This is a genomic window from Rhodococcus sp. GXMU-t2271 (assembly GCF_041414735.1).
GTDB classification, from domain to species: domain Bacteria; phylum Actinomycetota; class Actinomycetes; order Mycobacteriales; family Mycobacteriaceae; genus Rhodococcus; species Rhodococcus indonesiensis.
On record NZ_JAUIZP010000018.1, the window covers coordinates 12,258 to 36,877 of the forward strand.

The 24,620-nt window shown below is 69.0% G+C and carries 19 protein-coding genes; 7 read left to right on the top strand and 12 right to left on the bottom strand.

Translation table 11 applies throughout. The features are described 5' to 3' along the window. Nucleotide 1 precedes the first annotated feature (1 nt). Nucleotides 2-985 (bottom strand): DUF389 domain-containing protein, encoded by a 984-nt coding sequence (locus QYS60_RS06425; RefSeq protein ID WP_029540012.1) that lies wholly within the window; start codon nt 983-985, stop codon nt 2-4. A 441-nt stretch (nt 986-1,426) separates the two neighbouring features. Here QYS60_RS06425 and QYS60_RS06430 point away from each other — a divergent pair, with 441 nt between their 5' ends. Both QYS60_RS06430 and QYS60_RS06435 read left to right on the top strand, forming a co-directional pair. After that, entirely contained in the window at nt 1,427-1,870 is a 444-nt protein-coding gene (locus QYS60_RS06430) for a hypothetical protein (RefSeq protein WP_235157578.1), read from the top strand. Nucleotides 1,871-1,953: 83 nt separating this feature from the next. Continuing rightward, nucleotides 1,954-2,406, top strand: coding sequence for a DUF6069 family protein (locus tag QYS60_RS06435; protein WP_371382700.1), 453 nt, complete (start codon nt 1,954-1,956; stop codon nt 2,404-2,406). Between the two features lie 65 nt (nt 2,407-2,471). Here the strand turns inward: QYS60_RS06435 and QYS60_RS06440 are convergent, their stop codons facing one another. The 4 genes from QYS60_RS06440 to QYS60_RS06455 form a co-directional block, all read right to left on the bottom strand. Further along, nucleotides 2,472-2,957 (bottom strand): TspO/MBR family protein, encoded by a 486-nt coding sequence (locus QYS60_RS06440; protein WP_289379435.1) that lies wholly within the window; start codon nt 2,955-2,957, stop codon nt 2,472-2,474. A 407-nt stretch (nt 2,958-3,364) separates the two neighbouring features. Beyond that, nucleotides 3,365-5,947 carry a cation-translocating P-type ATPase gene (locus QYS60_RS06445; protein ID WP_371382701.1) on the bottom strand — a complete coding sequence of 861 codons (2,583 nt, stop codon included), beginning with the start codon at nt 5,945-5,947 and terminating at the stop codon, nt 3,365-3,367. Between the two features lie 142 nt (nt 5,948-6,089). Next, nucleotides 6,090-7,385: an MFS transporter gene (locus QYS60_RS06450; RefSeq protein ID WP_289382470.1), complete on the bottom strand. Its 1,296-nt coding sequence runs from the start codon at nt 7,383-7,385 to the stop codon at nt 6,090-6,092. Between the two features lie 123 nt (nt 7,386-7,508). Further along, nucleotides 7,509-9,176: a class I adenylate-forming enzyme family protein gene (locus tag QYS60_RS06455; RefSeq protein WP_371382702.1), complete on the bottom strand. Its 1,668-nt coding sequence runs from the start codon at nt 9,174-9,176 to the stop codon at nt 7,509-7,511. Between the two features lie 289 nt (nt 9,177-9,465). Between QYS60_RS06455 and QYS60_RS06460 the strand changes: the two genes are divergently transcribed. The 4 genes from QYS60_RS06460 (at nt 9,466) to QYS60_RS06475 (ending at nt 15,648) form a co-directional block, all read left to right on the top strand. Next, nucleotides 9,466-11,784, top strand: a complete 2,319-nt coding sequence (locus tag QYS60_RS06460; RefSeq protein ID WP_371382703.1) for an FHA domain-containing protein — start codon at nt 9,466-9,468, stop codon at nt 11,782-11,784. Nucleotides 11,785-12,137: 353 nt separating this feature from the next. Next, nucleotides 12,138-13,664, top strand: a complete 1,527-nt coding sequence (locus QYS60_RS06465) for a class I adenylate-forming enzyme family protein (protein WP_371382704.1) — start codon at nt 12,138-12,140, stop codon at nt 13,662-13,664. Nucleotides 13,665-13,770: 106 nt separating this feature from the next. Continuing rightward, on the top strand, nt 13,771-14,382 hold the full coding sequence (locus QYS60_RS06470; protein ID WP_003938668.1) for a TetR/AcrR family transcriptional regulator: 612 nt from the start codon (nt 13,771-13,773) through the stop codon (nt 14,380-14,382). Between the two features lie 423 nt (nt 14,383-14,805). Continuing rightward, the gene (locus QYS60_RS06475; protein WP_003938667.1) at nt 14,806-15,648 is read left to right on the top strand and encodes a mycofactocin-coupled SDR family oxidoreductase; all 843 of its coding nucleotides are present in this window, start codon (nt 14,806-14,808) and stop codon (nt 15,646-15,648) included. 376 nt (nt 15,649-16,024) lie between these two features. On the opposite strand, the gene QYS60_RS06480 is transcribed toward QYS60_RS06475, so the two are convergent. The 4 genes from QYS60_RS06480 to QYS60_RS06495 are packed head-to-tail and all read right to left on the bottom strand — an operon-like array spanning nt 16,025 to nt 20,944. Further along, the gene (locus tag QYS60_RS06480) at nt 16,025-16,783 is read right to left on the bottom strand and encodes an SDR family NAD(P)-dependent oxidoreductase (RefSeq protein WP_003938666.1); all 759 of its coding nucleotides are present in this window, start codon (nt 16,781-16,783) and stop codon (nt 16,025-16,027) included. Further along, entirely contained in the window at nt 16,780-18,342 is a 1,563-nt protein-coding gene (locus QYS60_RS06485; protein WP_371382705.1) for an acyl-CoA carboxylase subunit beta, read from the bottom strand. Before QYS60_RS06485 ends, QYS60_RS06480 begins: the two co-directional genes overlap by 4 nt. Before the next feature lie 51 nt (nt 18,343-18,393). After that, nucleotides 18,394-19,143, bottom strand: coding sequence for an SDR family NAD(P)-dependent oxidoreductase (locus QYS60_RS06490; protein ID WP_371382706.1), 750 nt, complete (start codon nt 19,141-19,143; stop codon nt 18,394-18,396). Nucleotide 19,144: 1 nt separating this feature from the next. Further along, on the bottom strand, nt 19,145-20,944 hold the full coding sequence (locus tag QYS60_RS06495; protein WP_371382707.1) for an acetyl-CoA carboxylase biotin carboxylase subunit: 1,800 nt from the start codon (nt 20,942-20,944) through the stop codon (nt 19,145-19,147). A 190-nt stretch (nt 20,945-21,134) separates the two neighbouring features. Between QYS60_RS06495 and QYS60_RS06500 the strand changes: the two genes are divergently transcribed. After that, a complete protein-coding gene (locus tag QYS60_RS06500) occupies nt 21,135-21,998 on the top strand; it encodes an acyl-CoA thioesterase II (RefSeq protein ID WP_003938662.1) in 864 nt (287 codons plus the stop codon). 17 nt (nt 21,999-22,015) lie between these two features. On the opposite strand, the gene QYS60_RS06505 is transcribed toward QYS60_RS06500, so the two are convergent. From QYS60_RS06505 to QYS60_RS06515, 3 genes are all read right to left on the bottom strand, one after another. Then, nucleotides 22,016-22,333: an EthD family reductase gene (locus tag QYS60_RS06505; RefSeq protein WP_003938661.1), complete on the bottom strand. Its 318-nt coding sequence runs from the start codon at nt 22,331-22,333 to the stop codon at nt 22,016-22,018. Nucleotides 22,334-22,443: 110 nt separating this feature from the next. Further along, nucleotides 22,444-24,030 (bottom strand): cation acetate symporter, encoded by a 1,587-nt coding sequence (locus QYS60_RS06510; protein ID WP_003938660.1) that lies wholly within the window; start codon nt 24,028-24,030, stop codon nt 22,444-22,446. Continuing rightward, complete coding sequence (locus tag QYS60_RS06515; RefSeq protein WP_003938659.1) at nt 24,023-24,367, bottom strand: DUF485 domain-containing protein; 345 nt, start codon at nt 24,365-24,367, stop codon at nt 24,023-24,025. The genes QYS60_RS06510 and QYS60_RS06515 overlap by 8 nt, the downstream gene beginning before the upstream one ends. Nucleotides 24,368-24,620: the final 253 nt, after the last annotated feature.

The window sequence follows — 24,620 nt, forward strand, 5'->3', positions numbered from 1 at the left end:
GCTACCCGCCGGGCAGGCGCCGCGTTCCGCCGATCACAAGCGTGATCTCGACGTCGACGTCGCGCAGACCGGCCTCGTCCAGGGCGTCACGCAGCGTCGCCGGGTCCGCCTCCGGAGGCGGGCCGAGCGCCTCGATCCAGAGCACGGACTGCCGGAATCCGATGTCGGTGATCGCCCAGCCCTGCTCCTGGGCCCACCGCTCGGCGACCGGAGCGACGTCGGCCTTCAGCGTCTCCTGCCGGATCACCCGGGCGCTGGACAGACCCAGCGGCACCGCGACGACCACCACCGCGGCCACCACCGTGAGCAGGCTGAGGCCGCGCAGGTCCCCGACCTCGCGACCGGCGCGCCGCGCCGCCCCGCGCACACCCGAGAACAGGAAGACCAGCGTGCCGGTGGCGACGATCGCCGCGACATTCGTGGCGAACAGCAACAGCGCCCCACCGGCCTGCCGCGGCGCGTCGGACTCGAGGGTCAGGCCGACCACCGCAAGGGGCGGCACCAGCGAGATGGCGATCGCCACCCCGGGCAGGGCGTCGGACACATCGCGCCGCACCAGCGCGAACGCCCCGACCGCGCCCGTGGCCAGGGCCGCGACGAGGTCGATCAGCCGCGGTGCCACCCGGCCTGCCACCTGGCTGTTGTTCTCGGCGAGCACATCCAGAGGGTCGAGCAGGCCCACCGCGTATCCGGTCGCCACCACCGCGGCCGCTCCCGCCGCGACGAGCAACGCGGAGGCGACCAGATTGCGATGGTCGTTGAGCACCACCGCCAGGGCCGTCCCGACGATCGGCGTCATCAACGGAGCGACGATCATGGCGCCGATGACGGTGGCGGTGGAGTCCGCGACGACGCCCGCCGAGGCGATGACCGAGGCCAGCACGAGCAGGGTCCAGAACGTCGCGCGCCGCGACCGTGGCCGGGCGTCCTCGGACAGGAACAGCGTCGCGGTCATCCGCTCGATGTCCTCGGTGGTGAGTCTCACGGAAGCCTCCCGGGTGCGTCGTGTCGCGAGTGCATCACAGCAGACGCCGGGCGCCCGCGCGATCGGGACACCGGTCCCTTCCGTCCGGGACACCGGTCGCGACACGATGTCCCGCACCGGACGGAGGAGGACGCACGCGGTGACGACGGACGAGGCGGTGACGACGGACAAGGCGGCGACACGACCCTCGACGCTGATCGCTGCCCTCCCGCACCGCTACCGCGCCGTGCTGCACCTGCGCATCGCGTGTGGCCTGTCGATCACCGACACGGCTCGTGCCCTGAACACCGATGCCGCCTCCGTCCGGCTCGCTCAGCACCACGCCCTGAACCTGCTCCGGCACCAGCTCGGGCACTCCCGGAACATGTCGGACCCCCGGCGCACACTGATCACAGAACCGGGGACCACCTCGCCCGGACGTACCGAGGAGGAGCGAGTGTCATGGACACGGGGTGTGGGGCCTTCTTCAGCTGGACCTCACGACGGGTGACGTTGCCGCGCTGCCTGCGTGCCGTCGCGGCGGGAACGCAGCAGTCCGGGCTGACTCTCGATCGGCGGCTCGCCTCGGACACCGTCCGCGGCCGCCTGCTGGCCTATCACGATGCCGACGACGACGCCGACTACGTGGCCCTGCTCATCGGCGACGTGGCCGGATCGGACGACGTGCCCGTTCGGATCGTCGACGAGGAGCGGCTTCTGATGGAAGGTGCGCGCAGCACCGAGCCGGCGGAGATTCTCGTGGGCACCTCCGACGACCGCGACCCGGACGCCGAGCGGCGCGAGCTCGACCGGCAGCTGTGCCTGGGCGGCCCGGTGCGTTCCATGCTCGCGCATTCCGGTGCGCGTTCGGTCACCGTGGACTGGTGCGCGGTAGCGGCCGCGTAGCTCGTGCGGAAAGGCTTGACCTCGAGTCGACTCGAGGTTGAACGATGGGCGACGTCAGTTCATCGGCCCTTCCGGAGGACATCATGAGTGTTGTCAAGCCCCTCGATCACACCGCCACGCCGACCATGCCCGCCTTCTCGCTGAGTCGTCCGATGGCGGTGCTCGTCCCGGTAGTCGTGGCTCTCGTCGTCAACGTCGCGCTGTGGCTCGTCGGTCTCGCCGCCGGCGGCACGTTCGAGCTCACCAACGGCGACACCGTCGAAAGCGCCTCCCCGGGTGGCGTTCTCGTCATGAGCGTCGTCCCACTCACCGTGGGCCTGGGTCTCGCGGCGTTGCTCAGCCTGCGCTGGTTCGGCATCATCCGCGTCGCCGAAGTCGTCGGCGCGGTGGCCGCGCTCGGCACCATCGCGTCGACGATCGTCGCCGATTTCGACGCCCCGAGCACGATCACCCTGTCGCTGATGCACGTGGTGATCGCGATCGTCGTCGTCGCAGGGCTCGAGGCGATGCGCAATCGCATTGCAGCCCAGCGGTAACCACTGGGCGACGCATCCGTCCCGGAGGTCCCGGTTCGAGGGATCTCCGGGACGTCGCCGCCCGGTCAGTTGAGCCGCGCGATCCTGCCACTGAGAACCGTGGCGAACGCGCACCACACCGCGTAGGGGCCGAGCGCGGCCCCCGCCGCCGGCTTCGCGAGCGCGGCGCGGCGCGCCAGGTCGGCGCTGCTCACCGCGAGCGCGCCGGCGACCACCGTCGCCGGAACGAGCCGGTGCGCCTTGAAGAACACCCACGACCAGGACGCGTTGAGCACGAGGTTCGCTGCGAGGGCCGCCCGGTAGTAGGTGGCTTCGTCGACCCGCGCCTCCGATTCGAGTTCGTCGATCGCCACCGCGGAACTCACCGCGATGTCGGCGTACAGCGCCGTCCAGACGACGGGGAAGACCGCGCTCGGTGGCTGGAACGACGGCTTGCGCAGCCGCCGGTACCACCGCGTGTCCACGTCCCGCGAGGCAATCGATCCAGCCACTGCTGTCGCAGCGGTCGCCGCGGTCGTTCCGAGCAACGTGCGGCCGAACATGCTCGACATACCTGCTCTCCTTCTCTCGCCGCCGGCGAGGTCGTCACATCGCGTGGTCGGGGATCTGGGGGAAGGGCCGCTCCGGATGCGGAGGCGAGGGCTCGGGATCCGGTTCGGGCGGGAACGGCGGTTGCGGCTCCGGTGGAGTCGGCACCGGATTCGGTTCCGGCGGGAACGGGGACGGCGGCGGGGGCGTCGGCGGGATCGGCGGGGCCGGCTCGGGCGAGCCCGGCTCGGTATCCGGGTCCGGTGTGGTCAGGTCCGGTGTGGTCAGGTCCGGTGTAGTCAGGTCCGGTGTAGTCAGGCAGTGGGTGGTCATGGCCGGTCCCTTCCGATCGTCGACGAACGGTGTTCCGGGCATACCCGGAGCCGCGGCCCCGCAATCCCCCGGTGCGTCGATGACAGACACACCGCACTCACCGGCGGCCACGGACCGTCTTGTACACGAAGTCTGCGGCAAGGACCGCGGGGATGCCCAGCAGCGCGACGCCCAGAGCCTCCAGCGGGGGGACCGCATGGCCCAGCACGTCGGCGACCGGGACGACTCCCAGGAAGACGACGAGGGCGACGAGCTCGACGAGAACGGCCCACAGCAGCAACCGGTTCGAGCCCCATCCGAGCTGCCACGGCGGCCGGGTCGCGCTGCGGCAGGCGAACGCGGTACCCACCTGTCCCAGGACGACCGCGGCGAACGCGGCACCGGAGGCAGCGAGAAGTGCCGTCCCGGTGGGAAATTCGCCACCGGGACGCCAGCCCGCGACGAGCAGCGCGACGAGGAACGCACTCATCTCGACGATCGCTTCGGTCGGGCCGAGCACCCCGAACACCCGGACCAGCAGGGTCCGGTCGACGAGGTGCCGGCGCTCCGGTGGCCGCTTCAGCGTGTCCCGGCTCGGCGGTTCGCTGCCGAGGGCCAGCGCCGGCAACAGATCGGTGCCGATGTCGATGCACAGGATCTGCAGCACCCCCAGGGCGAGCGGGAACTGCCCGCCCGACAGCCCCCACAGCGCGAACGGCGTCAGTTCCGCGACGTTGGAGGTCAGGTGGTAACTGAGGAAGCGGCGGATGTTGGCATAGGTGGCCCGGCCCTGTTCGACCGCGGTGAGGATGGTTGCGAAGTCGTCGTCGAGCAGCACCAGGTCCGCGGCCTCGCGGGCGACGTCGGTGCCGCTCTCACCCATCGCCACCCCGATGTCGGCCTGCCGCAGGGCCGGCCCGTCGTTGACGCCGTCGCCGGTCATCGCGACGACGTGGCCGCGGTCCTGCAGGGCCTTCGCGACGCGCAACTTCTGCTCCGGGGAGACCCGGCTGATCACGACGCCGTCGCGATCGAGGAGGGCACCGAGCAGCTGATCGTCGTCCGGCAGATCCTTGCCCTGCACCACCTTGCCCTCAGGCCCGAGCAGACCGATCTCGCGGGCGATGGCGCGGGCCGTCTCCGGGTGGTCACCGGTGAGCATCGCGACCTTGATGCCGGCGCCGCGGGCGGCCCGCAGCGCGGCCGGGACGGCGATCCGCGGGGGATCCTCCATGCCGAGCAGGCCCAGGAGTTCGAGGTCGCGTTCGGCGAGATCGGCGTCGGTGACCGCGCCGGGGTCGGTCAGGGTCCGGCGGGCGACGGCGAGCACCCGCAGCCCCCGCGACGCCATGTCCGCGAGCGCTTCCTCCGCGCGGTCGATCAGCTCACCCGCGTCGGCGCAGCGCGGGAGCACCGCGTCCGGTGCGCCCTTGAGGAGCAGTCGCCCGCCCACGACCACCGATTCCCGGCGGCGCCGGGGGTCGAACACGAACCGGCGGATGACCGGTCCCGGCTGCACGTCGGGGCGGGCGAGACGAGCCGCGAACGCGGCGATCGCCGCCTCCATCGGGTCACCGACCGCCCGCCACTCGTCGTCGTCGAGGGTGATCCCGCCTTTCGACGCGGCGGCACCGGCGAGACCCACGGTCGCGGCGGCCGCCACCGCGGGCTCCGGGCCGGTCACCTCGCCGGTGGGCGCATACCCCTCCCCGCGCACCGTGACCGTCCCGGCCGGGGTCCAGGCCTCGACGACGTTCATCCGGTTCTGGGTGAGCGTGCCGGTCTTGTCGGTGCAGACGAACGTCGTCGCACCGAGGGTCTCGACGGCCTCGAGGTTGCGCACCAGCGCGTTGTCCTTCGCCATGCGCTGCGCCCCCATCGCCAGCGACAGCGTCACCGTGGGCAGCAGTCCCTCGGGCACCAGAGCGACGGTGATTCCCACCGCGAAGAGGAAGGCGTCCCGCCAGGAGATCCCCACCAGGAGCGACACGGCGAAGAACACCGCACCGACGCCGACGGAACCGAAGGCGAGCGTGCGAACGATCCGCTGGATCTCCAGATCGAGCGGACCGGGTGGGCGCCGTACCGAGGTCGTCAGGGCGGCGATGCCGGCGAGGCGGGTGTGCGCACCCGTCGCGGTCACGACGCCCTCGGATTCGCCCTCGGCGACGAACGTGCCCGCGAACACGACCGCGCCGGCTTCGCGGAGCACCGGTTCACTCTCCCCGGTGAGGGTGGATTCGTCGAACGTGCAGCGGCCCGCGACCACGAGGGTCAGATCGGCCGGGACGCGGTCACCGCCGGTGAGCACGACAACGTCGCCGACCACCAGGTCGCGGGCGTCGACCGTGCGCAGCGCCCCGTCCCGGCGCACCACGATGGTGGTGGGCAACAGCTCGCCGAGACGTTCGGCGGCCTTCTCCGCGCGTTCCTGCTGCACGAAGGCGAAGATGCCGTTGACGACGATCACCACGATCACGGCGATGCCCAGCTCCGGCATGCCCGCGACGAACGCGAGCGCCGAGGCGAACCACAACAGCAGCGCGAAGAAGTGCGTCAGCTGCGCGACCAGCCTGCGCCACCACGCCACCCGTCGTGCGGCGGGGAGCTGGTTCGGGCCGTCGCGGGTCAGCCGCGCGGCGGCCTCGCTCCCGGTGAGGCCGTCGCCGGGGAGCACCTGCGGACCGGGATGTGCCTGCACGCCGCCTCCTCGCCCACCCGGATGCGTCACCGCAACCGGGTCGGCCCCGTCGCGGCAGGCCCAGCGTATCGACAGGGAGGCGGTCGCGGACGTGACTGCGCCCCACCGGCACGTCGGCCGGTGGGGCGCAGTGGACGAGCCGTCAGGCGTGCTCGAGGCGGATGCCCTTGGTCTCCCTCATGAAGATGCAGGCGACGCCGGTCAGCACGCACAGCACCATGATGTACACGCTGAACGCCCACCCGAGGCCCCGGCCGATCAGCAGCTGGTTCAGGTACGGGGCGGTGCCACCGAACACCGCGACCGAGAACGAGTACGCGAAGCCGATCGCCTGGGTCCGCAGCCGGGTGGGGAAGCTCTCCGACAGCGTCGCCGACAGCACCGACGCGGGAACGGACACCACGAGCAGCGCGACCGTCGTCGCGACGAGCAGGGTCCATCCGGCCGAGGAGATCATCATCGTCAGCGGCAGCTGCAGCACGAGCATCAGGCCGGCGAACGCGAACAGCATGGGACGGCGGCCGATCCGGTCCGACAGCATGCCCCAGAAGGGCAGGGAGATCAGCGCGATCGACTGGGCGATCACCGACATCCAGTAGGCCACGTCGGGATCCATGCCCTGCTGGGTGATGGCGTAGGTGGAGACGTAGGACGTCCAGGTGTAGTGCGCGGCGGTGATGCCGGAGGTCATGCCGATCATGAGCAGGATCGCGCGGACGACGGTCTTGCGCGGAATACGCGGCTGGTCGTCCTGCTGGGCGTCGAACACGTCGCTCTCGTCCATGCTGCGGCGCAGGTACAGGGCCACCAGCGCCAGGCAGGCGCCGATGAGGAACGGGATACGCCAACCCCATTCGGCGACAGCGCTTTCGGAGAGCGACGAGGTGACCACGCCGCCGATGCTGTAGGCGAGGACCGAGCCGCCGAAGATCGCGATGAAGGCGACGCTGCCCCACATGCCGCGACGATGCGGCGGGGCGATCTCGCCGACGTACGAGTAGGCGGTGGCCGATTCACCACCGTGGGCGAAGCCCTGCATGATCCGCGCGGCGAGCAGGATCAGCGACGCCCAGGCTCCGATGGACTCGTAGGTGGGCATGATGCCGATGACGAGGCTGCCCGTCGCCATCATGAGCATCGTGGTGACGAGGACGAACTTGCGGCCCCGCCGGTCGGCGATGCGGCCGAACACGATGCCGCCGAGGGGACGCATGAGGAAGCCGACGGCGAAGACCGCGAGCGTCGACAACAGCGCGGAGATCGGATCGGAGTTGTTGAACATCACCGCGGCGATGAACGGGGCGAAGACCGCGTAGGCGCTCCACTCGTACCACTCGAGTACGTTGCCGACCGCGCTGGCGAACAGCGATTTCTTCTTCGAGGCCAGGGTGGGCGCGGTGTCGACCGCATCCCGGGGGTTCCGGACGTCGGTGTTCACGTCGTGTCTCTTTTCGTTCGCGGGAGCAGTGGCCGAATGTCACATCGGGTCGATGTGACCGAACCCGTGTGACATTCGGTCGGTAGGAGGTCGGTAGGAGGGGGTCGGGCCGGGGGCGGATCGTCAGGTGGTCGGGGTGGGGATCGTGCGGTCGCGCAGGTCGCTGCGCCGGATCTTGCCGGTCTGGGTCTTGGGGAGGTTCTCGACGATGTGGACCCGCCGTGGCCGCTTGTAGGCGGCGAGGCGGTCGCGGACGAAGTCCACGAGTTCGCCCTCGGTGGCGTGGGCGTCGCGTTCGAGCGACACGAACGCCACCACGGATTCGCCCTGGTAGTCGTCGGGCTGACCGACGACGGCGGCCTCGTGCACGGCGGGGTGCTCGTAGAGGGCGTCCTCGACCTCGCGGGGCCACACCTTGTAGCCGGAGACGTTGATCTGGTCCTTCAGGCGGTCCACCAGGTAAACCCAGCCGTGCCGATCGATGATCGCGCCGTCGCCGGTGCGCAGCCGTCCGCCGGGCAGGGTGGAGGCGGATGCCTCGGGCTTGCGCCAGTACCCCGAGATCACCTGCGGGCCGGCCAGTTCCAGCTCCCCCTGCGTGCCGGGTTCGACGGCGGCACCGTTCGCGTCGACGACCCGCGCATCGATCAGGGGCAACGGGACGCCGATCGCGAGGGTGCCGCTGGCGGGGTCCACGGGAGCCCGCCGTCCGGGGGGCACCGCGATGACGCCGGAGGAGGTCTCGGTCATGCCGTACGCGTTGTGGATGTACTTGCCGAACTTCGCTTCGAACTTCTCCACGGTCGCGGGCGGGATCGGTGCGCCGCCGGAGTAGAGGGTCTTGACCGACGCGAAGTGGTGGGCGTCGGCGCCGGGGGTTTCGTACAGGGCGTTGAACACCGTGATCGAGCCGATCGTGAACGTGACCTTGTGCTCGACGAGGGCCTCGAGCGCGACCTCGGCATTGAAGCGGTTGGCGAAGACCAGGGCGGTCCGGTGCACCAGCGCCAGCGTGGCGTTGATGACGGCGCCGGTGATGTGGAACAGGGGGGCGACGGCGAACACCACGTCGCCGTCGGTGAGGCCGACGAAGGAGCCGAAGGTGGTAGCCACGGCCATCACATTGGCGTGGGAGTTCATCGCGCCCTTCGGCGGTCCGGTGGTTCCCGAGGTGTAGGCGAGCAACGCGACGTCGTCCCCGGTGATCTCGACGGGCGACGGCCGCCGGCCCCGGTACTGCTCGATCAGCTGGACGAGGTCGCCGTCGGGCGAGGCCACGGCACGGTCCGTCGTCGGGAAGACCCGCGCGTCGTCGCGGCTCTGGAAGTCCAGGTCGCTGGTGCTGACGATCCAGCGCACCGAACTGTCGCGCACGGTGTCCGCGGTCTCCGCGACGGCGGTGTCGGCGCACACCATGCCGACGATCTCGGCGTCGTCGACGAGGCGGCGCAACTCGGCTCTGCGGTACATGGGGTTGAGCACGAGCGCCGCAGCGCCGAGTTTCCACAACGCGAGCAGGGTCAGCGCGTACTGGGGGACGTTCTGCAGGTAGATGCCCACGCGGTCGCCGCGCTGCACCCCTCGGGCAGCGAAGGCGACGGCGAGAGCGTCGGAGAGCTCGTCGGTCTCGCGGGCGGTCAGCACACCGTCGAAGTAGGCGATGGCCTTGCCGTCGGGGTCGGCGTCCACACGGGCGCGCCACGCGTCCACCAGGGAGACGAACGGCACCACCGGCTCGGGGTCGAGTCCGTTCGGGTAGAGCGCGGTCCAGGGGCGCATCTCGGACGTCACGACGCAGTTCCTTCCACTCGACTGCGAGGGCCTTCCGCTACTACGACCGATCGCTCGGTCGGTAAGCGGTCTGTCAGTAGTGTCCTGGGCCACACAACCGCGTGTCAAATCGGCCAGACCACACCCGCCGCGCTCGGATTCGCGGTCTGGCCTGGGCATTCCCGGAGTGGGAGAATCGGAGATCGAACGACCCCCGGCGCACGACGCGACGAGCGGTCGGAAATCGTCGGTGGGCGGTCGAGAACCGCACGTCGGTGCGAGCGGACACGGCTGACGGAAGGCCGAGACGATGGACGACGTGGACACCCGGCACGCGCAGGTCCTGCTCGAATGGGACGGCGGCCGCGCCGGCTACGACCCCGGAACGACGGTGCGCATCGGCCGGGACCGATCGATGGACGTCACCCTCGAGCACCCCGTGGTCTCCCGCGAACACGCGCTCCTGAAGTGGGAGGACGGCTGGTATCTCGTCGACTCCGGCAGCAAGAACGGACTCTTCGTCGACGGACGCCGGGTGGAGCGGATCCGCGTCACCGGAACTGTCGTCGCCCGGATCGGCGACCGCGCCGAGGGACCGGACCTCCGGATCTCCGTCGCCGAACCCGAGGCGACCCATGAACGCAGAGGGGGCCTGCTCGACCAACTGACCGCGGTCCGGGCCGGCGAGACCCGCGGCGCGCGACGCCGGCCCCGGCGCGCACCCCGCACCGGCGACGTGTCGATCGGCCGGGCCGCCGACAACGCCGTCGTCGTCGACGATGTCCTGGCCTCCCGCCATCACGCGGCCCTGCGCACCGGGCCGACCGGCCTCGAGATCGAGGACCTCGGCAGCGTCAACGGCACGTTCGTCGCCGGCACCCGGATCGACCACGCCGTCCTCGCCGAGGGCGACGTCGTGACGATCGGCAACACCGACCTCGTCGTCCACGACGGCACCCTCGTCCCGCGGGAGAAGACGGCGGCTGCCACCACCGACGGCCTGCGCGTGCGCGCCGTCGGGCTGACCATCGACGGGAGCCGGCGCCTGCTGCACGACGTCACGCTGGCCGCGCCGCCCGGCACGCTCACCGCCGTCATCGGCCCCTCCGGCGCGGGCAAATCCACCGTGGCCAAGATCGTCTCCGGCACCGGCAATCCCACCGACGGGGTCGTGGAGTTCGACGGCCACAGCGTGCACGCCGAATACCAGGCGCTGCGCTCCCGGATCGGTCTCGTTCCCCAGGACGACGTGCTCCACCGGCAGCTCACCGTCCGTGAGGCCCTCGGCTACGCCGCCGAACTGCGGCTGCCACCGGACACCACCCGGGCCGACCGCGACGAGGTGATCGCCCGGGTGCTCGGCGAACTCCAGCTCACCGAGCACGCCGGCACCCGGGTCGACCGCCTCTCGGGCGGGCAGCGCAAACGCGCGTCGGTCGCCCTCGAACTGCTCACCGGACCGTCGCTGCTGATCCTCGACGAACCCACCTCCGGCCTCGACCCGGCGCTCGACCGGCAGATCATGACCACGCTGCGCCGCCTCGCCGACTCCGGCCGGGTCGTCCTCGTCATCACCCACTCGCTGTCCTACCTCGAACTGTGTGATCAGGTGCTGCTGCTCGCGCCCGGGGGCAAGACCGCCTATGTCGGGCCGCCCGGCGAGGTGGGTCCCGCGCTGGGCAGCTCCGACTGGGCGGAGATCTTCGCCCGCGTCGCCGCCGAACCCGACGCGGTGTACGCCGAGCACCTCGCCCGCAGTGCGACCGTCGACCACCCACCCGCCGCCGCGCCCGGCCCGCTGGGCCGGCCCGCCCACACCTCCCGTCGCCGACAGCTGAGCACCGTCGCGCGGCGGCAGATGCGGTTGATCCGCGCGGACCGCGGCTACCTGATCTTCCTGTCGTTACTGCCGTTCATCCTCGGGGGGCTGTCGATCCTGGTGCCGGGCAGCGACGGATTCGGTCCGCCCAGTCCGGGCGCCGAACCCGGCGAACTGGCGTTCATCCTCATCCTGCTGATTCTCGGGGCCTGCTTCATGGGCTCGTCGCTCACCGTCCGGGACCTCGTCGGCGAACGGATGATCTACCACCGCGAACGCGCCGCCGGGCTCGCACCCTCGGCGTACCTGATCGCGAAGATCGTGGTGTTCTGCGCCGCCGCGATCGTGCAGTCGTTTCTGCTCGTCCTCGTCGTTCTGATCGGCAAGGGAACTCCCGGCGCCGGCAGCGTGATCCCTTCCGGCAGTGTCGAACTCGTCGTCAACATCGCCCTGACCACGTGTGCCTGCGTGGTGGTCGGTCTGGCCCTGTCGGCCGTCGCCCGGTCCGGCGAACAGGTGATGCCGCTGCTCGTCGTGACGGTCATGGTGCAGCTCGTGCTCAGCGGCGGCCTGATCCCCATCACCGGGCGTGCAGTGCTCGCCCAGCTGTCGTGGCTGTCGCCGTCGCGGTGGGGCTACGCCGCGACCGCCTCGACCACCGACCTGCGTGCCAAGGACCCGACCGCCGAGGCCGACGTGCTGTGGCAGCACGCGACGTCGTGGTGGCTGCTCTCGGCCGGGATGCTGCTCCTCCTCGGGATCGTCTACGCGACGTTCACCTACACGCGGCTGCGGCTGCGCGCCCGGTGAGTCATCACAGCGACACGCGGATTGTCGACCGGCGAAGGCGCCCGACGTAGCCGATTGTCGGATTGTTCACGGCTCGCCCCGCTTGCAGCGTCGTGCCCCGAGCGGCTTCGGCCCCGAGACGAGCCGCTGAACCTCATCACACGCCGACGACCCTCGCCCGTCGCATGCGAGCACGCCGTGACCGCACCTCCAGCAACTTCCCGAAGATTGCACCAGATGCTCATCCCTTCCCTCGACTGCTGCCAATTCGATCATTCCCCGCTGACGTGACACAGGTCGGCACTAGCAAACGTACGTACGTTTGCCGTAGTGTTGGAGGCCACACACCGACACCTGTACGGCTAAGGAGAACGATGTTTACTCTCGTCGACGCTATTCGTCGTAACGAGCGGCTGGTGCCTGGGCGCGAAGCGCTCTTCGACGGGACGCGGCGGCTCACCCATGGAGAACTCGCCGATCGGGCGTGGCGGATCGCTGCCGGCCTCCGGGCCCAGGGTGTCAAGCCCGGCGACACCGTCGGTGTGCTGGCCGGCAACACGGCCTTCAGCATCGAAACGTTTCTCGGCATCGTGGCCGCCGGGGCGGCCTTCGTCCCGTACAACTGGCGGTGGGCCACCGAGGAGCTGACGCACGGCATCAACGAGACCGGCGCCCGCGTCGTCCTCGTCGGTGACGGATTCGATGCCGCGATCGCCGAGGTGCTGGCCGGCGGCGGCCTGGACGGGCCGATTACGGTCGTGCACGAGGGCGAGGAGTTCGACCACCTTCTGCGCTCGCAGTCGCTCCGGGATGTCCCGGTCGGCCCGTCGGATGCCGCCTGCATTCTGTTCACCGGCGGAACCACCGGGTTCTCCAAGGGCGTCGTGCTCTCGCACTCGGCGATTCTGACCAACGCCGTCAACGAGATCGCGGACTGTCGGATCGGCGGCCGGGCGAACGACCACGGTCTGGTCGTCACCCCGCTGTTCCACTCCGCAGCCCTGCTGTGCTGGTTCCTCCCGCACTACGTCACCGGCAACAGCTCGGTCCTCGTGCACAAGTTCGTGGAGGACGAGATTGCGGACCTCGTCGCCCGCGAGTCGATCACCAACATGTTCCTCGTGCCCAACATGATCCGACGCATGCTCAAGGCGGGTACGTTCGACACCGACGGGTTCCGCAACCACTTCAAGGCCCTGCACACCGGCGCCGGCCTGTTGCGTATGCCGGACAAGCTGGCGGTGTCGGCGCTGATCCCGGACGTGGAGCTGTTCTTCCGCTACGGACTCACCGAAGCCGGACCGATGGTCACCCGATTGTTGCCCCACGACATGCTCCGGCCGGAGATCGACGGCTCGATCGGGACCGAGTACCTGCTCACCGAGGTTGAACTACGCGATCTGTACGACGGCACCCCGGCCGCCGTCGGGGAGATCGGGGAGATCTGTGTCCGCGGTCCCAACCTGATGACCGGCTACTTCGGGCGCCCGGAGGCCACCAAGGAGGTGCTCGAGAACGGGTGGCTGCGCACCGGCGACCTGGCGGTCCGCGACGAGCAGGGCTACCTGTACTTCCGGGACCGAGCCAAGGACATGATCAAGACCGGTGGCGAGAACGTCTACAGCTCGGAGATCGAGCAACTGCTCCACACGCACCCGGCGGTCATGGAAGCGGCCGTCCTCGGTGTCCCGAGTGAGGAATGGGACGAGGAAGTGCGCGCGGTCATCGCGGTTCGACCCGGCCAGAGCGTCACGGAGGTGGAGATCGCATCGTTCCTGCGCGAGCGCCTGGCGGGCTACAAGGTGCCGAAGATGATCGCCTTGGTCGGACCGAACGCCCTGCCGATGAATCCCAGCGGCAAGATCGTCAAGACCAACATCCGGGCGGCGATGGGCTGGTAACGACGCGTAGACCATCAGGCAAACGCGGATCGACTAACGTACGATTGTTTTCGAGATCGCTCGCCGGCCCCTTCGGGGCCCGTTTACTTTACTTCGGAGGGGCACAGTGACTCGAGCAACTCGGGCGACACGCGGCGGCGCGCGCACCAGTGACGCCATTCGCGAGGCCGCGGCCAAGCTATTCTACGCGCACGGCTACGAGGCAACGTCGCTGCGCACGGTTGCCAGCGAGGTCGGGATCCAGGTCGGCAGCCTCTACAACCACATCAGCGGTAAAGAGGAACTCCTGACCGACATCATGGTGTCGGTCATGGACGAACTCCTCGAAGCGGTCCACGCCGCCATCGAGAGTGTCGACGGCACGGCGGTGGACCGCTTCAAGGCTGCGGTCGATTGCCACATCCGCTACCACGCGGAACACGCGCGAGAAGTCTTCATCGGCAATTCCGAGCTGCGTTCGCTCAGCGACGGGGACCTCGACGAAGTCCTGGCCAAACGCGCCGAATACGAGCGGTTGCTACAGAAGTTGGTCAAGGACGTGGCCAAGGAGACCGGCGCCGACATCCTGGACGCCAAACTGCAGACCTACTCGATTCTGGCGCAGGGCGCACACGTGTCGTCCTGGTACAAGCCCGGCGGCCCCAAGTCGCTCGACAAGGTGGTCAACACCTACATCACGATGGCCCTGCGTCAGCTCGGCGTCGAGAACGCCGACTGACCGACGTACCGACTCCGGTCGAAGCGGATTCGGCCCACGTGTATCCGGGGCATGCCGCCATCGTCGTGGCGGCATGCCCCGGGTGGGGCCGCGCCCTGCCGACTGCACCCTCGAGGTGGCACGGTGCCGGGGCCGCTCCGAGGGGCGTGCCGGGACTCCGTGCCGCCGAGACCCCGCCCGTGCCACGCGGTGGCGGCTGTCGTCTCTGACGTTCCGAAACTCTCTGTTCGAGAGTGGATTTCCTAAACTTCGCCCCGTGCATGCGGATGAGGCATCACGTTCGTGACGGGCGCGCGCTCTCCTCGGCGCGGTGGTTGACATTTGCTGTCCTCCAGATCACACTTTAAGGAAACAAACGCACGTACGTTTGTTGTCACTCCTCCGAACATCTGCAGTTGAGTACATCGACAGATTGGAAGTTCAATGAGCCGCTTGGAGGGCAAGGTCGCCCTGATCACCGGGGCCGCACGCGGCCAGGGACGGTCGCACGCACTGGGACTGGCCAAAGAAGGTGCCGACATCATCGCCATCGACATCGCCGACCAGATCGGCAGTGTGCCGTACCCGATGGCTTCGCCTGACGACCTGAAGGAAACGGCACGGCTGGTCGAGGAACTGGGCCGCCGCGTAGTCACCGCCCAGGCTGATGTCCGCAACCTGCAGCAGATGCAGGCCGCCGTCGCCGACGGCCTCGCCGAATTCGGCAAGATCGACATCGTCTGTGCGAACGCGGGCATCATCTCGGCCAACAAGGTCCTGGACCTGACCGAGGACCAGTGGAACGACATGATCGACACGAACCTGACCGGTGTCTTCCACACAGTCAAGGCCGCGGTCCCGAACATGGTCGAGCGTGGGGAAGGCGGCTCGGTGATCTTCACCGGCTCGACCTCGAGCCTGAGCGGATACCCGAACGTCGGCCACTACGTCGCCGCCAAGCACGGCATCGTCGGCCTGATGCACACCCTCGCGAACGAGCTCGGCCCCCAGGGAATCCGGGTCAACGCGGTGCACCCGACGAACGTCAACACCAAACTGCTGCAGAACGAAACCTTCTACGGGCTGTTTCGACCCGACCTCGAGCACCCCACCCTCGAGGACTCCCGACCTGCGTTCGCCACCATGCACTCGCTGCCGAACATCCCGTGGGTCGAACCCATCGACATCACCAACGCGATCATCTTCCTGGCCTCCGACGAATCGCGCTACATTACCGGGATCAACCTGCCCATCGATGCCGGCGCCAGCCAGAAGGTCGGCGGCTGACATTGCCGATCCTGTGGTCGGGCGGCATGCAGCCCGACCACAGGAACCCGGTGGCCGGGTACCGGCACTCTCCTGCCGTCCGCCTGCCCTACCCGCATCGATTCCCCGTACTGCCCGCACCGCCCGACACACTCGGGCGGTGCGGGCAGTACTTCGTGCACGGCCTCGGTGGGCCGTCGAGCTCGCCGACGTGGTTGCGGACCGGGGCCGCAGCCGGCAGCGCCGGGAAGGAACAGGCCCGCGGTCCTGCGCACGCGCCGGCCGCGGGAAGTGGCGGGCGTGAGAAGTGGCGGGCGTGGGCACACGCACACGAAATCCCGTGCCCTCATCGTTCGAGGGCCCGGGATTTCGAAGCCGAGTACGGCGGCAGCCGGTATCAGAGCGCCATGCCGCCGTCGACGGGCAGGACCACCCCGGTGGTCCAGTCGTCTTCGAGGGCGAAACGCGCGATCCACCGCGCGGTGTCGAGCGGGTCACCGACCCGCCGCAACGGAATCGCGGCTGCGCGCTCGCGGAGGAGGGTCAACTCTTGCTCGGCGCTCATCCCGGCCGTCCGGTAGATCGCCGTGGGGGTCGGCCCCGGGGCCACGGCGTTGACCCGCACCCCCGCCGGTGCCAGCTCGAGCGCCCAGCACCGGGTCAGATGCGCCACCGCTGCCTTGGAGGCGGCGTAGTGCGCATTGCTGACGGTCGGCTTGAGAGCGACCGAGCTGGCCACGTTCACGATCGACCCGCGGCTGCTCTCGAGCGCCGGGAGAAACGCCTGCGTGACGAGCGTGGTTCCGAGCACGTTCACATCGAACAACGAGCGCACCGAGGCCGCACTGACCTCGGCGAGCGGCCCGACCAGAAACGCACCTGCACAATTGATCACGAAATCAATTCTCTGCCAATCATTCTGCGCGGAAACGGCGGCCGAAGCGACTGCATCGACATCGGTGACATCGACGGTACGGGCCGCTACATTGTCGCAGTCGGCCAGGTCGGACAACGCGTCGTCGCTGCGGTCCCACGCATCCACGCGGGCGCCGTGGTCGACGAGCATCTCGAGGCAGGCGCGGCCGATCCCGGTGCCGGCACCGGTGACGACTCCGGTGAGCCCTTCCCGCCGTGGGGCGAGCACCGGGCCGCTCATACCGGGGTGACGCCGTTGCGGCGGGCGGGGGCGGTGCGGTCCCGCTTGCGGTAGAGGGCGAGGCGCTGTGTGAGTTCGTTGCGCAGCTCGTTCGCGGGCACGACGGCTTCGACGGCGTTCTCGTTGGCGATCTTGAACACGTCGATCCCGGCGGCGTACTCGGCCTGCTTCTCGGCGATGAACGCCGCGCGCTCCTCGGGGTCCTCGATGGCCTGGATGCGGTTGTAGTGGATGCCGTTGACCGCGGCATCCGGGCCCATCAGCGCGGGCTTGGCCGTCGGCAGCGCGATCAGGGCGTCCGGCTGCATCGGGGCGCCGGACATCGCGAGGTAGCCGCCTCCGTACGCCTTGCGCAGCAGTACGGTGATGCGCGGGACGCGGGCTTCGGAGACCGCGAAGATCATCTTCGCGCCGTGCCGGATGATGCCCTGACGTTCGACCTCGGAGCCGATCATGTAGCCGGCGATGTCGACCAGGAACAGGATCGGGATGTTGTAGGCATTGCAGATCCAGATGAACCGCGCGGCCTTGTCGGAGGAGTCCGGGAAGATCACCCCACCTTTGACGGTGGGCTGGTTGGCGACGATGCCGACGCTCTGGCCGTTCAAGCGGGCGAATCCGGTGACCAGTTCCGGGGCGAACAGGTCCTTGTACGGGAAGAAGCTGGCGTCGTCGACGAGCGAGTCGATCAGTTCGTGGATGTCGAAGATCTCGGACTCGACCTCGGGGACGATCTCCTTGACGGTCCGAGCACCGGACGGGTCGGCCGGTGTGGTGACCGGGGGTTCCTGTTGCCAGTTCGACGGCAGGAACGACAGCCACACCCGCACGGCGGCGATCGCTTCGGCGTCGTCTTCGACGAGGACGTCGGACAGACCGGAGACGGTCGAGTGCATCTCCGCCCCGCCCATTTCCTCGAGGGTGACGTCCTCGCCGGTGACCATCTGGGCCAGGCGCGGGGAGCCGAGGTACGCGGTGGCGTGCCCGCGGACCATGATCGTCAGGTCGCACAGCGCGGGCACGTAGGCCGAGCCGGCGGGGGAAGGGCCGAACAGGGCACAGACCTGGGGGACGCGGCCGGAGATCTGGACCTGGTTGTAGAAGATGTTGCCCCACGCGCGGCGGCCGACGAAGCTCTCGAACTGTTCGTCGATGCGGGCGCCGGCGGAGTCGAACAGGTACACGATCGGGGTGCCGGTGGAGTCGGCGAGTTCCTGCGCGCGGGTGATCTTCTCGAAGGTCCGCTTGCCCCAGGTGCCGGCCTTGACGGTGTAGTCGTTGGCGATCACCACCACGTCACGGCCGTCGACCTTGCCGACCGCGGTGACCACGGCGTCGCCGGGCAGGCCCTCGTCGAAGCGGGCCAGCAGGCCGTCCTCGAAGGACCACCCGTTGTCGAAGAGCAACTCGAGCCGGTCGCGGACCAGCATCTTGCCGGCCTCGATCTGCTTTTGACGCTGCTTCTCGGAGCCGCCGAGTCGGGCCGCGGCCAGGCGGGCGTCGAGTTCTTCGTGCGGTCCCACCGGGGCGGTGGTCTTCTGGTCGAGAATGTCAGTCATGATCTTTCCAAACTGTTTGGGAGGTACTGGATTGCCAATCGACGGTGCTGTTCAGCGGTAGCTGAACAGTAGGGAGGCGCCGCCGTCGATCACGGTGGTGGTGCCGTTGACCCCGCGGGAGGAGCGGCCGGCGAGGAACCCGATGACCGCGGCGACGTCCTCGGGGTCGAGGATGCGTCCGGTCGGGGTCTTGGCCGCCATCCGCTCGGCCGCTGGTCGGTCGAGCATCGGGGTGACCATCGCGCCGGGAGCGACTGCGTTCACGGTGACCGTGGTCCCCCAGAAGTCGAACAGCAACGAACTGGTCAGGTTGATCAGCGCGGCCTTGGAGGCGGCGTAGGCGGGGTACTCGTAGCCGCGGGTGCCGGCGAACGAGGCGCAGTTGATCACCCGCCCGTATTCGGCGGCCCGCAGATCGCCGGCGAAGGCCTGGGTGAGCAGGAACGGCGCGGTGACGTTGACGTCCATGACCTGCCGCCAGGACGCGGCGTCGGTGTCGGCGAGATGGGTGCGGCGCAGGATGCCGGCGATGTTGACCAGATGTGAGACCTGACCGAGGTCGGCGTGCACCGCCTCGACCAGGGATTGAGCCGCCGACTCGGAGGTGATGTCCACCCCGTAGGCAGCGCTGGCCACCCCGTGGTCGCTCAGCTCGGTGGCGGTGCGCTCGGCGGCGACTTGGTCGATGTCGACACAGGCGACCGCCAGACCCAGGTCACCGAGCGCCGCCGCGGTGACCGCGCCGAGCCCGCCGCCGGCACCGGTGACGACTGCGACCGACGACCCTGCTGGTGTGGCCATTTCATTCACCTGCCGCCGTGACGGTGGCCAGGGCGGCACCCGAGGCCACGACCTGGCCGACCTTCACCTGCAGGGACTCCACGACACCGGTGATGGCGGCGCGGATCGGGTTCTGCATCTTCATCGCCTCCAGGACCATGAGTACCTGGCCCGCTTCGACCCGGGCACCGACCTCGACGTCGATATGGGCGACCGTGCCCTGCATCGGGCTCTTGACCTCACCGCTCGCCGCACCGCCACCGCCTCGCTTCTTACGCGGCCCGCCACCGGCGCCGGTCGCCCGCCGGGCCGGGGCCTCGGCCGCCGCGGCATCGGGCACGGCGGCCGTGGCCGGTGAGAAGAACGGGATCACGTAGCGGCGATCACCGACCCACACCTCGTTGCGGGGCTGGGTCTCTTCCTCGCCGGCGTCGTCTTCGGTGTCGGGGTCTTCGACCGGCGGCAGCATCGAGGCGAAGTCGATGTCGCGTTCGAGCCAGTTGGTGTGCATGGCGACATTGCGAAAGTCTTTGTGCGCAACGATCTGTCGTGCGGCCGGGACCGTGGTGGGCACGCCGTCGATGACCAGCTCGTCCAAGGCGAGGGTCAGCCGGTCCAAGGCTCGATCCCGGCTGGGTGCCCACACGATGAGTTTGCCGACAAGGCTGTCGTAGTAGGGCTGGACCTCGTCGCCGGATTCGTAGCCGCCGTCCCAGCGCACACCGGCCCGGGTCGGCGCCGTGACGGTGGCGATCGGACCGGGGCTGGGCATGAACAGCGCGCCCCGGGTGTCCTCGGCGTTGACACGGACCTCGATCGCGTGCCCGCGCGGGGCGGCGCCGGACTGGGTGATCGCCAGCGGTTCTCCGGCGGCGACGGCGAGCTGTTCGGCGACCAGATCCAGGCCGAGGGTCATCTCGGTGACCGGGTGCTCGACCTGGATGCGAGTGTTCATCTCCAGGAAGTAGAACGCCTCCCGGTCGGCCTCGACGAGGAACTCGACGGTGCCGGCGCCGACGTAGCCGACCTGCTCGGCCAGGCGGACCGAGGCTTCACCCATGGCGCGGCGCAGCTCGTCGGACAGGCCCGGGGCGGGAGCCTCTTCGATCAGCTTCTGGTGCCGCCGCTGGACCGAGCAGTCGCGGTCACCGATCCATACCGCATTGCCGTGGGTGTCGGCGAAGACCTGGACTTCGACGTGGCGGGCACTGGACAGGTACCGCTCGAGGTAGACGTCGTCGCGGCCGAACGCGGCGGCCGATTCCTGCTTGGCCGAGGCGAACGCCGATTCAGCCTCCGCGGCCGAGGCGACCATCCGCATGCCGCGGCCGCCACCGCCGTAGGTGGCCTTGATCGCGACCGGGTAGCCGTGCTCGTCACCGAACGCGATCACATCCGCCGCGGAAGCGATGGTGCCCTGCGAACCGGGGACCTGCGGGACGTCGGCCTTCGCGGCGATCTCGCGGGCGGCGATCTTCGATCCCATCACCTCGATCGCCGACGAGGGGGGTCCGATGAAGACCAACCCGGCGTCCTCGACGGCCTTGGCGAAGGCGGCGTTCTCGGCCAGGAAGCCGTAGCCGGGGTGCACGGCCTGTGCGCCGGTGCTTCGGGCGGCCTCGATGATCTTGTCGATCGCCAGGTACGACTCGGAGGCCGACGCCGCGCCGAGCAGCACCGCTTCGTCGGCCAGCCGCACGTGGAGCGCCTTCTCGTCGGCCTCCGAGTACACGGCGACGCTGGCGATGCCGGCCTCTGCGCACGTGCGGATGATACGGACCGCGATTTCGCCGCGGTTGGCGACGAGGACCTTGGACAACATGCCCGGACTCCTTGGGGGTGTGGATATCTGTGCCGATGGACGCCCCGGTGTGGGGTCGCCTTCGTAGGACCATGCCGTTAGACAAACAATCGTACGTTCGCTTACGGTACCGTCCGATGTGGTAACGGTCAACGATGGTTCTCGTCCCGCCTGCGCGGATCGGGGGTCGACACCAAGGAGGACGCGGACGGTGATCGCCTCTGCCGAACAACTGGAATTGCTGGTCGACGCTCTGCGGGTGACCTCCGCCGGAGGCAACCGGTTCCGTGGACCGACCGCGGCCCGCAAACTTCCGCGGCTCTTCGGCGGGCAGGTGCTCGCGCAGGCCGTGATGGCGGCCGGGGCGACGGTGCCCGAGGACCGGTATCCGCATTCGCTGCACACGCTGTTCCTTCGCGGAGGAGACCCGCATACACCCGTCACCTACCAGGTGACGATCCTGCGCGACGGCCGCTCGTACAGTGCCCGGACTGTCGTCGCCACCCAGGGCGAGGACGTGCTGGCGACCTTGCAGCTGTCGTTCGCCACCGAGCAGGAGGGGCCGGAGCACCAATGGTCCGCGCCGCTGCCGCCGACGGCGCCGGAGGAACTGCTGCCACTGCACGAGCGGCTCGAGTCGGAGAGTGCGGTGTTGCCCCCGTGGTGGTCGCAGCCTCATCCCTTCGATGTCCGCTTTCTCGAGCATCCCGAGGCGCTTGCCGCGGCCGGAACCCGGAGTCCCGAGCAGCGGTTCTGGGTGCGTGCCGCCGCCGGTGTCCCGGACGAACCGTTGCTGCACACCGCCCTGCTGGCGTACGTCAGTGACCTGACCCTGCTCGATCCGGCGCTGATGCCGCACGGGCGCTCCTGGTACGGCAACCGGGTCATCGCCGGTGCCAGCATCGACCACGCGATGTGGTTTCACCGCCGGTTCTCGATGAACGACTGGATGCTGTGTCGACAGACCAGCCCGATCGCCACCGGTGGTCGATGCCTGTGCACCTGCGACTTCACCACCGAGGCGGGTGCGCGCATCGCGTCGGCCACTCAGGAAGGGGTCCTGCGCGAACCCTGACCGCGACGAAATGCCCGTCAGACCGGCACGATCTCCGACTCGGACGCGAGGAACCAGGTGATGGCGCCGATGAACTCTTCCTCGTGCTCGCGAACCGCGTCGGCCTCCGGTGAGGAGAACGCCTGGGCCACCGCGGCGACCGAGGGGAACCACAGCTCCGCCATCCCGTCGTACGCCCATCCCTTGCGATGCTCGATCGTGGGGTTCTGCACGTAGCGCTCGAGTTCCGGGAGTTTCCAGACGTATTGGGGATGCTCGACATTCCAGTACCGGAGGAATTCGGCGCGAGAGAGTTCGGGCTTCGAGGTGATCAGCGCAACGATCTTGACGGACATGCATCTTCTCCTTGCGTCGGATCGGTCGAAATTCGACGACCGATCGGGAATGTGCGGCGGCGTTCGACCGGAAGATCCGCAGATTCTTCGTCGAACGCCGCCGAGGGTGATCAGTGCGCGAGGGTCTTCGTCTTGTCCAGACCCGCCCCGGTCAGGGCGCGGACCTGAAGTTCGTCGAAGGCGGCATCGTCGGCCGACTCACGGCTGAGGTAGCTGCCCACGATGCACCCGAGGAAGCCGGCGGGCACCGACAGCAGGATCGGGAAGGCCAGCGGGAACGGAGCGGTGGTCGACAGCGAATCCGACAACAGCGGCGCCAGGCTCGGCCAGACGAGGGGGCCGGTCAGGATCAACGCGAGTGCGGTGAGCAGACCCGACAGCGCGCCGACCACGGCCCCGAGGGTGCGCATCCGCCGCCAGAGCAGCGTCATGATCAGGACGGGGAAGTTCGCACTGGCCGCGGTGGAGGTCGCCAGCGTGGCCAGGAAGGTGACGTTCTGAGTTCCGCCGATGGCGAGGGTGGCCCCGACGGTGACGATCACCAATGCCACCGCGGCGATCCGGCCGACCGCCATCTCCTCCCGTTCGGGCCGGTGGAACGTCTTGGCCCACAGGTCGTGGGCGACCGCGCTCGATGCACTGAGCACCAGACCGGCCGACACCGCGAGCAGCGTCGCGATCGAGACCGCGACCACCAGCGCCAGCAGCAGGTCCGACGCGAATCCGTCCCCGCCACCGAGCCAGACGGTCAGGGCGGGCAGGGCGAGGTTGCCGCCCTTGCCAGCGATTTCCTCACCGCCGGTGCCGAGAGCGGCACGCGCGGAGATGCCGAGGAAGGCGATCAGGACGTTGAATCCGCCGATCAGGCTGATCGCCCAGATCGCAGACTTGCGGGCCTCGATGGCATCGGGAACGGTGAAGAACCGCATCAGTACGTGGGGCAGGCCCACCGCGGACAAGGTCACGGCCACCGCCATGGAAATGATGTTCCAGGGTCCTTTGAAGGAGTTGCCGGTGGCCAGGAAGTGGTCGCCGAATGCACTCTGCGAGATTGCCTGCTCGATGATGTTGAGCGGGTTGGGATCGATCCGGACGAGGACCAGGATCACCAGCAGCGCCACGACGGTCATCAGGGCCACGGCCTTGATGATCTGCAGCCACGTGGTGGCGAGCATGCCGCCGAAGAGCACGTAGGTCAGCATCAGGACCGCGGCAATCACCACGCCCCAGGAGAAGTCGATTCCGGCGAGTGCTTCCATCAGCACCCCGCCCGCCACCATCTGGGCGAGGAGGTAGAAGATGCAGATGAACAGCGTCGAGATCGCCGAGACGATGCGCACCGGACCGGACCGCAGCCGGGTGGCGAGCGCGTCGGCGAAGGTGAAACGCCCGAGGTTGCGGAGTTTCTCGGCGATCAGGAACATCACCATCAGGAAGATCCCGCAGGCGAAGATCGCGTAGACGATGCCGTCCATGCCGTAGAGGTAGGCCAGCCCGGCGTAGCCGAGCAGGGACGCCGAGGACAGGAAGTCACCGGCGATGGCGGTGCCGTTCTTGCGTCCGGTCATGCCACCGCCGGCCGTCCAGAACTCTGCCGAGGTCTTCGTACGGCGCGAGGCGAAGTAGGTGGCCACGAAGGTCGTCGCCAGCAGCAGGACGGTGACGACGACGGCGGTGGTGTTGAAGCCGTCAGACATTGCTCGTGACCTCTCGCTCCCCAGCAGCGGTGGGGGCGTTCAGCACGGCCGCGGCCAGGGTGTCCCAGTGATGTGCACGGCGCACATACCAGGCTCCGAGCCCCATCACGGTTGCGACGTAGGTCAGGGACAGGATCAGCCCGATGCTCAGGCCCGGTACGGGCCGTTTCGCGACGATTTCCGGTGCGAATGCCGCGAAGCCGACGAGTGTGCAGAACGCCAGCGCGAAGATGCTCCAGGCGACGGTGAAGAAGCTGCGGCGGTCACCTCGCAGGCGGAGCATCGCCGGATCCGACCAGAGCCGACTCCAGTCGACGGCGGTCTCGGTGGGACTCATGGTCACCCTTTCTCGTGATGGTCGGCGCCGTCTTTCGCGCGTGTAACGCGAATTCGCGACGAGTGAGGGCCGGACCGGTCGCGGTGTGGGACCGAGTGATCCGCTACGCCCTCTGTAATGGGCATCACATACCTTAGGCGAACGTGTGTTTGTTTGTCCAGGCCGGGTCGGGGCCGGTCGAAACCCTTGGAAAAACGTGCGCTCGTTTGTATGGTGGGGTGAGTGACCAGGTCACACGCGACGGCGGCACCAC

What these genes read in the sequence shown, in the direction of transcription:
- QYS60_RS06440 (WP_289379435.1), bottom strand. Translation starts at nt 2,957, where the DNA reads ATGTCGAGCATGTTCGGCCGCACGTTGCTCGGAACGACCGCGGCGACC.
- QYS60_RS06490 (WP_371382706.1), bottom strand. Translation starts at nt 19,143, where the DNA reads ATGGCCACACCAGCAGGGTCGTCGGTCGCAGTCGTCACCGGTGCCGGC.
- QYS60_RS06510 (WP_003938660.1), bottom strand. Translation starts at nt 24,030, where the DNA reads ATGTCTGACGGCTTCAACACCACCGCCGTCGTCGTCACCGTCCTGCTG.
- QYS60_RS06480 (WP_003938666.1), bottom strand. Translation starts at nt 16,783, where the DNA reads ATGAGCGGCCCGGTGCTCGCCCCACGGCGGGAAGGGCTCACCGGAGTC.
- QYS60_RS06495 (WP_371382707.1), bottom strand. Translation starts at nt 20,944, where the DNA reads ATGTTGTCCAAGGTCCTCGTCGCCAACCGCGGCGAAATCGCGGTCCGT.
- QYS60_RS06475 (WP_003938667.1), top strand. Translation starts at nt 14,806, where the DNA reads ATGAGCCGCTTGGAGGGCAAGGTCGCCCTGATCACCGGGGCCGCACGC.
- QYS60_RS06460 (WP_371382703.1), top strand. Translation starts at nt 9,466, where the DNA reads ATGGACGACGTGGACACCCGGCACGCGCAGGTCCTGCTCGAATGGGAC.
- QYS60_RS06430 (WP_235157578.1), top strand. Translation starts at nt 1,427, where the DNA reads ATGGACACGGGGTGTGGGGCCTTCTTCAGCTGGACCTCACGACGGGTG.
- QYS60_RS06435 (WP_371382700.1), top strand. Translation starts at nt 1,954, where the DNA reads ATGAGTGTTGTCAAGCCCCTCGATCACACCGCCACGCCGACCATGCCC.
- QYS60_RS06485 (WP_371382705.1), bottom strand. Translation starts at nt 18,342, where the DNA reads ATGACTGACATTCTCGACCAGAAGACCACCGCCCCGGTGGGACCGCAC.
- QYS60_RS06515 (WP_003938659.1), bottom strand. Translation starts at nt 24,367, where the DNA reads ATGAGTCCCACCGAGACCGCCGTCGACTGGAGTCGGCTCTGGTCGGAT.
- QYS60_RS06505 (WP_003938661.1), bottom strand. Translation starts at nt 22,333, where the DNA reads ATGTCCGTCAAGATCGTTGCGCTGATCACCTCGAAGCCCGAACTCTCT.
- QYS60_RS06465 (WP_371382704.1), top strand. Translation starts at nt 12,138, where the DNA reads ATGTTTACTCTCGTCGACGCTATTCGTCGTAACGAGCGGCTGGTGCCT.